At 61.0% G+C, this 7,140-nt stretch carries 4 protein-coding genes and 1 pseudogene; all 5 read left to right on the top strand.

Going from position 1 to position 7,140, the window contains the following annotated elements; all coding sequences use genetic code 11:
* Positions 1-1,102: pseudogene (locus tag OKA11_RS24010) on the top strand (hypothetical protein); the annotation flags it as partial.
* The gene (locus OKA11_RS24005) at positions 1,099-3,006 is read left to right on the top strand and encodes a S41 family peptidase (RefSeq protein WP_267225087.1); all 1,908 of its coding nucleotides are present in this window, start codon (positions 1,099-1,101) and stop codon (positions 3,004-3,006) included. The pseudogene OKA11_RS24010 and the gene OKA11_RS24005, both read left to right, overlap by 4 nt.
* A gap of 5 nt (positions 3,007-3,011) precedes the next feature.
* Complete coding sequence (locus OKA11_RS24000; protein ID WP_267225085.1) at positions 3,012-4,472, top strand: sodium:solute symporter family transporter; 1,461 nt, start codon at positions 3,012-3,014, stop codon at positions 4,470-4,472.
* A complete protein-coding gene (locus OKA11_RS23995) occupies positions 4,465-5,388 on the top strand; it encodes a branched-chain amino acid transaminase (protein ID WP_267225083.1) in 924 nt (307 codons plus the stop codon). The genes OKA11_RS24000 and OKA11_RS23995 overlap by 8 nt, the downstream gene beginning before the upstream one ends.
* A 29-nt stretch (positions 5,389-5,417) precedes the next feature.
* Positions 5,418-6,989 (top strand): amidase, encoded by a 1,572-nt coding sequence (locus OKA11_RS23990; protein WP_267225081.1) that lies wholly within the window; start codon positions 5,418-5,420, stop codon positions 6,987-6,989.
* Positions 6,990-7,140: the final 151 nt, after the last annotated feature.

The following is a 7,140-nucleotide window of genomic DNA, read 5'->3' as shown; positions in this document are numbered from 1 at the left end:
GCCCCGCTCGGGAGGCGAGGCGCACAAGGTCACTTCGTCCGCTGGCGTACCGACGACCAGCGCCAGCGCATTTTCCCCGGACGGCAAGATGCTTGCCTTTTCAGCAAGTTACGGTGGTGACGTCGACGTCTACGTCATGTCGACCGCTGGTGGTCAGCCGCGAAGGCTGACTTTCGATGGCGCCGCGGATGAGGTCGTTGGATGGAGCGCGGATGGGCGGGACGTCCATTTTCGTTCGACGCGAGATACATTCTATCCGCAATATGGACTCCCCCGGGTGTTCGCGGTGGCGCGGGACGGCGGCCCGGCCCGCGCCTTGCCATATCCAGTGGCCTACACAGTCGCTGCCAATCCCGAGGGTGGCGATGTTGCACTTGAGCCGATGCAGTACATCAACCTGAGCTGGAAGAATTATCGGGGCGGAGACCAGCGCCGGATTCTGCTGGTTGACCCGCAGACGCTTGCCCAGCGCGATCTTCCGGGGCCGCTTGGCAACGATCACGACCCCATGTGGTTCGCGGGGCAATTGTACTTCATATCGGACCGCGACGGCCGCTCCTCGCTCTACAGGTTCGACCCGGCGACAAAGGCCGTGACACGTTTGTTCGACCCAGGTCCGTGGGACATCAAGGACGCTGCACTCGGGCCAGGCGGTATCGTCTTTTCTCAACTGGATGGTGTCAGCCTGCTCGATCTGGCGACGGGCTCCGTGACCAAGTTGGCGATCCGGCCGATCGGTGATCTGCCCAGGGCCATGCCCTCGGCAGTCGATCTTGCCGGGGAGATAATGGATGCTGCAGTTTCGGACGCGGGCGAGGCCGCCTTCGAAGCACACGGCAGGATCCTCACCGTCGACGAGCAGAACCGGGTTCAGGTCTTCGGCGATTCCGGCCACACGGAAAGGTCGCCGTCGTTCAGTAGGCCTGGCCTGGTTGGTGCCTTCTCGGATGCCAGCGGCATCAATCAACTTGTCCTGCGTGACACCGGATCCGGCAAGCAGTCAGCCGGGACATCGTTCCGCGATTCGGCCTATTTCAGTGCACCCACTTGGTCTCCCGACGGCCGCAGGGTGGCATTCCTCGATCTGATGCAGAACGTGTGATCGGCGAAGTCGGGCATCCTCCCCGGCGCATAGACAGCGAGCGCAGAACCGTTGCCAGGATGGCCTGGGCGAAATGGAACGTGTCATGGAACCATGACGCCACAAAACTCGCCTATAGTCGCACACTTGATAACGGACTTTCTGCCGTATTCGTGTGGTCGTCGGATGACGATCGGATTGAGCAGGTTACGCCGTCCGACGTCGATGCCCAAAATCCTGCCTGGGACGCCGATGGAAAGAGGCTCTGGTTCACGGCAAGTGACAATACGCCGCCGGCGCAGGCCTATCTGGACCAGACCGCGAAAATGCGCCCCCCGATCCTGCGCAGGGTATTCTGGACTCAAGCGGAATCCACCGGTTGGCGCCATCCGGAGGCGCTTGCGCTGCCCTCGCGGCGCTACGAGGGGGTCTATCCGCAGTCGGCTCCCGGAAAGCTCCTGCTGGTCGAAACCAAGCTGCCGCCAGGCGAAGGGACGTTCTCGATGGCCGGAAGCCAGCAGGTTTCCATCCTTGATGCGAATGCGCCGGCGCCCAAGCCCGAGGTCCTCGTCGAGGGGGTGGAAGGCTTTTATCCCGGTGACCTGTATGAGCATTTTACCAGCACTCTTCGCGTATCGTCCGATGCGAACACATTGCTCTATCGCAAGGCTGGCGAATGGTTCGTCGATCGTCTCGATGCAGGTCATAACGTCGAGCATCGCGCCCTGGCACTTACGGATGCGAAAGTTACCGTCGATCCGAGGGCCGAATGGCGCGCCATGTTTGGCGACGCTTTCAGGCAACTCGCCTATCTCCTTCACGACCCCGCCCATCCGCCTCGCGATTTCGCAGCATGGAAGGCGCACTATGAACCGCTGGTTGGCGGCATCGCCAGCCGTGAGGACCTGACCTACGTTCTCGAGGATGTCTTGGGCGAGTTGCACCTCAGCCATGCGGATGTCGCCCCTCCGCAGTTCGAGAGCCCCTCGTTGCGGACGCCGACAGGCAACCTCGCTGCCGATTTTGCTATCGACAAGGGGCGTTATCGTATCGTGCGGGTCTATCATGCCGCCATGTTCGGCATCGGCGCGGATAGTGTTGCGCCGCTGGACGTTCCTGCACTTGCCGCCAAACCCGGCGATTTGGTTGTCAGCATCGGCGACCGCAAGGTCTCTGCAGATCGCGATTTGGCTGAGTATCTTCAGGAAACGGCAGGCAAAGTCACCCGGATCTGCCTGACCGCCGATGGCGAGAAGGCACAGCGCTGTGCGAACGTAACGCCGGTTGCAAATGATGCTGCCTTGCGGTTCGCGGCCTGGTTGGCGGAACGCCAGAAGATCGTCGACAGGCTTGGTGGCGGCCGCGTGGGGTACCTTCATGCTTCGGATACGGTCGAGAGCGGGATGGCGGAGTTCAACCGTGCCCGTTACGCGCAAAACGATCGTCAGGGCTTTGTGCTTGATGTCCGCTTCAACAGCGGGGGCTTTGCAGCGGACTATTTCATCCAGATGCTGACCGCACCTCTGCTCGGCCGATGGCAGATGCCTCAGGGGCGAAATGCCACGACGCCGGGAGCCTGGCTTGGCGGGCCCAAGGCCATGGTGACAAATGCCTACTGCGGTTCTGGTTGCGATACTTATGCCTATTACTTCGGCAAGATGGGAATTGGCCCCATCGTCGGGACGCCAACCTGGGGCGGCGTCGCCGGCAGTGGGGGTGGGCCAATGCTGCTCGACGGTGGTTGGATCACGGTTCCTCAATATGCGATGACCGATGTGGAAGGCCGCTACGCCCTCGAAGGGCAGGCTGTACAGCCGGGCATTCCCGTTGATCTGACATTGCAGGACATGGCAGCGGGCAGAGATCCGCAGCTCGAGCGGGCTGTACTCGAGGTCGAGGCCGGCATTGATGCAAAGAGGCCCTGATCGCCATGGCCGACTTGATCGTCATTATTGTTTATTTCCTGGTCATTCTGGCAGTTGGGCTCTTTGCCCGGCGCATGATCCGCACTGAGCAGGATTTTGTTGTTGCAGGACGCAGGCTGGGACCCCTTCTTTATGGTGGAACGCTGTGCGCGGTCGTACTTGGCGGAGCCTCGACGATAGGCGGTGTCGGACTTGGCTATGTCTATGGCTTGTCCGGGATGTGGCTGGTTTTTGCCATCGGTTGCGGCGTGATGGTCCTGAGCATCTGCTTTGCAGGCACGATCCGGCGGTTGCGGGTCTACACTGTCGGAGAAATGCTGGAGCTGCGTTACGGTGCCGGCGCACGCACCCTGTCAGGTGTGATCATGGCACTCTATACGCTGCTCATTTGCGTCGTCTCGACAATCGCCTGTGGTGCGCTGCTTTCGGCTTCGTTCGGAATTGGCACCGTCCCGGCGATGATCTTGGGAGGAGCGGTTGTTCTCGCCTATGCGACGGCGGGTGGCATGTGGTCGGTCACGTTGACCGACATCGTGCAGTTCGTGATTACGACCGTCGGGATATTCCTGGTCGTTCTGCCGGCCGCCATAATGAAAGCCGGCGGCGTCACGGCGATGAAGGCCGCGCTTCCACCTTCTGCCTTCTCGCTGACGGCTGTGGGTGCCGACGCGATACTGGCGTACTTCGTCACCTTCAGTCTCGGGCTTCTGATCGGGCAGGACATCTGGCAGCGTGTCGGAACGGCCCGAAGCGCAAGGGTGGCGCGCGTTGCCGGGGCTGCTTCAGCGCTCTATTGCATGGGTTATGCAGCGGCCGGCGCGGCGATCGGAATGGCGGGAAAGGTGATCCTCCCGCATGTCGTTAGCCGCGACGCGGTATTTTCCGCTGTCGTGCACGCAGTGTTGCCACAAGGTGCCTCTGGGCTCGTGATCGCGGCGGCCCTCGCGGCGATCATGTCGACCTCCAGCGGCGCGCTGATCGCATCGGCTACCGTACTTCGCGAAGACGTTTGGCCCGGGGCAAAAGCGGGTGTTGGCGGAGGCGAGGCCGATATGGGCACCATGCGGCTCCACTTGTTGGGCCTTGGAGGGGCGGCGATCCTGTGTGCCGCGCTGATGCGCGATGTCCTGGCGGCGCTGACAATCGCATATGCCGTGCTCGTGGGAGGGCTTGCTGTGGCGATCTTGGGCGGCATCGTCTGGCGGCGTGCCAACATTCAGGGAGCGGTTGTTTCTATCGTTGTCGGATCGCTGACCACGCTCGGAACGATGGCGTATCTTGAAGACATCTACGCCAGTCTGCCAATTTTGCTCGGACTGGGATCCAGTACTGCTGCATTCGTCTGTGCGAGCCTTCTTTTTCCTGCGTGCCATCCAAGTATTGGCGCCCGCTGGCATGCCCGTTTGAAGGGAGCCGAACCGAACGCGGGGATCCTGCAATCATCTTCCGGAGCTCAAAATGACTGAACATAACTATGCGAACCGGGACGGTGTGATCTGGTTCGATGGAGCCTTTCGGCCCTGGCGAGAGGCGAACATGCATGTGCTTACGCAAGGGCTGCATTACGCCTCTTCGGTTTTTGAAGGTGAAAGGGCTTATGAAGGCCAGGTATTCCGCTCACACGATCACGCCCGGCGGTTGATCCATTCCGCCGGTCGTCTGGGCATGGAACTGCCGTTCAGCGTGGACGCTCTGGTCGCGGCCAAGGCCGAACTTCTGTCGCGAAACGATCTAAGGGATGCCTACGTAAGGCCGGTCGTCTGGCGTGGTTCCAACGAGATGGATATTTCGACCGACGGATCGGATGTTCACTGCGCCATTGCGGCCTGGGTCTGGGCTGATCCCACTCCGGATCTGGAGAACGGGATCGCCCTGACGGTGGCGGATTGGCGCCGCCCGCCACGATCGTCTGTGCCGACGGATGCCAAGGCGGCGGGATTGTACATGATCTCGACAATGGCCAAAGATGAAGCGAGGCGGCAGGGCTACTCGGACGCCGTCATGCTGGACTGCGCCGGACGCCTGACCGAGGCGACGGGCGCGAATCTGTTCTTCGTGCGCAATGGGGCGCTGCATACGCCGAGCCCGGGCCATTTCCTCAATGGCATTGCGCGGCAGACTGTTATTCACCTCGCCAGGGAAGCCGGTATCCCTGTCCGGGAATATGACCTTTTCCCTCAGGATATTCGCGACTTTTCCGAGTGCTTTCTCGTTGGGACTGCCGCAGAGGTAACAGCTGTAGCCAGCATCGGGGGACATGTGTTCACCGATCGCACCGTCACAAGATGGGTAAGCACCCTCTATCATCAGGCTGTGCGAGACAAAGGGCGTTATATGCCGGCGGCCCAACTCGTGCCGGCCGACATCGACTGCGTCGCATGAGGTTCCCGCCTGCAATGAGAAGCGTTCGTGTGAAGCCGTTCTGGGGCTTCTCGATTGCGGTGAGCATTGGATTGTCTGCCATGCCTGTGTTTGCAGGGCAGCCACTCGCGCGTGATGGGCTGTCGCAACAAGCATTGTATAACCAGTCGGCGGTGGAACTGGAACGAGAGCTGGCAGCGGGACGGGTCAGCAGCGAACAGCTGGTCCGGGCCTACTTGGCTCGCATCAAGCGAATGGATCGACGCGGGCCCTCGTTACATGCTGTCATTTCGGTCAATCGCGATGCTATCCGGCAGGCGCGCGAACTGGATCGGGAACGACGTACCGGGCATGTCCGTGGTCCGCTGCATGGCCTGCCAATTCTGGTGAAGGACAACATTGAAACGCACGATGCCATGCCCACGACCGCCGGAAGCCTGGCACTGGCGAGGAACTATGCAATCAACGATGCCGCAGTGATCGCGCGACTGCGTGCTGCGGGCATGATCGTGATCGCAAAGGCGAATATGTCTGAATGGGCCAACTTCCGGTCGCCCAATGGATTGTCCGGATGGAGCGCGATGGGCGGGTTGGTTCGTAATCCGCGCGCACTTGACCGCACGGCATGCGGCTCCTCGAGTGGCACTGCCGCGGGAATGGCCGCTGGATATGCCGCGATCGGTATCGGGACGGAAACCGATGGTTCGATAACATGCCCTGCCGCGATGACCGGCGTCGTCGGCTTCAAGCCTACCCTTGGGCTTGTTTCGAGGACTGGTATCGTGCCGATCAGCGATGCTCAGGATACCGCGGGGCCAATAGGCCATTCGGTAAGCGATATTGCCCTTCTCCTGAGTGTCATGGCGGGGAGTGACCCAAGGGACCGCGCAACGATCGAGGCGGACACGCATCGACGGGACTATGTTGCTGCCCTTTCAGATGTTTCGTTGAAGGGCATTCGCCTTGCCGTCATCCGCCCGCGAATGAGCGCCGCGATAGCGGCGCGTTTCGATGCGGCACTTGAAGTATTCAGGAAAGCCGGGGCGGTTTTGGTCGAGGTGCCCGCTCCAGACGCTTCGGGGTTGCAGGAACTCGAGTTTTCGACGCTCGCAAGCGAGTTCCACAGTGGTCTCGACAGCTATCTTGCCAAGACTCCTGAAACTGTGCGGATACGCAGCCTTTCCGCGCTCATTTCCTTCAACCTGAAGGAACGACGCAGGGAAATGCCGCTGTTCGGGCAGGAACTGCTCGAAGCCGCACAACGAGCGCCGGCAGCGAATGATCCTCAGGTCATTGCCGACCGGCAGCGAGCGCGGGTGCTGGCGGGCAGGGAGGGCCTTGATCGGATGCTGCAAGCAAGCGGTGCTGCGGCGCTCTTGAGACCCACGGAAGACTTGCCCTGGCCCGCGTCCAGTTCTGGTCCGACGGCAGATTCGCTGGAAAGCGCCGCCACATTACCCGCCATCGCGGGCAATCCGCACCTCACGGTCCCTATGGGACAGGTGCAAGGCCTCCCCGTTGGATTGTCGATAATTGGAAGGCAGTTCGATGATGCCTCGGTGCTTCGCATCGGAAATGCATTCGAACATGCCGCCGAGACCGTCGGGGGCTTCCAGATTTAGATCCGTTTCCAATCTAGGCCGTAAACTCACAAGCGGCACCATCGCTGCGTCAGGAAGCCTAGAAATATCGACATATTCCGTCGCCTTCCTTCCTCACGCTGAACCATTTTGCCTCAAACCTCGATGGTGCCGTTGATGAGTCTACGGCCTA

The sequence above is a fragment of the Novosphingobium clariflavum genome, assembly GCF_026420865.1.
Classification (GTDB): domain Bacteria; phylum Pseudomonadota; class Alphaproteobacteria; order Sphingomonadales; family Sphingomonadaceae; genus Novosphingobium; species Novosphingobium clariflavum.
The sequence above is the reverse complement of the archived record's forward strand: the minus strand, read 5'-3'. Positions and strand labels throughout refer to the sequence as shown.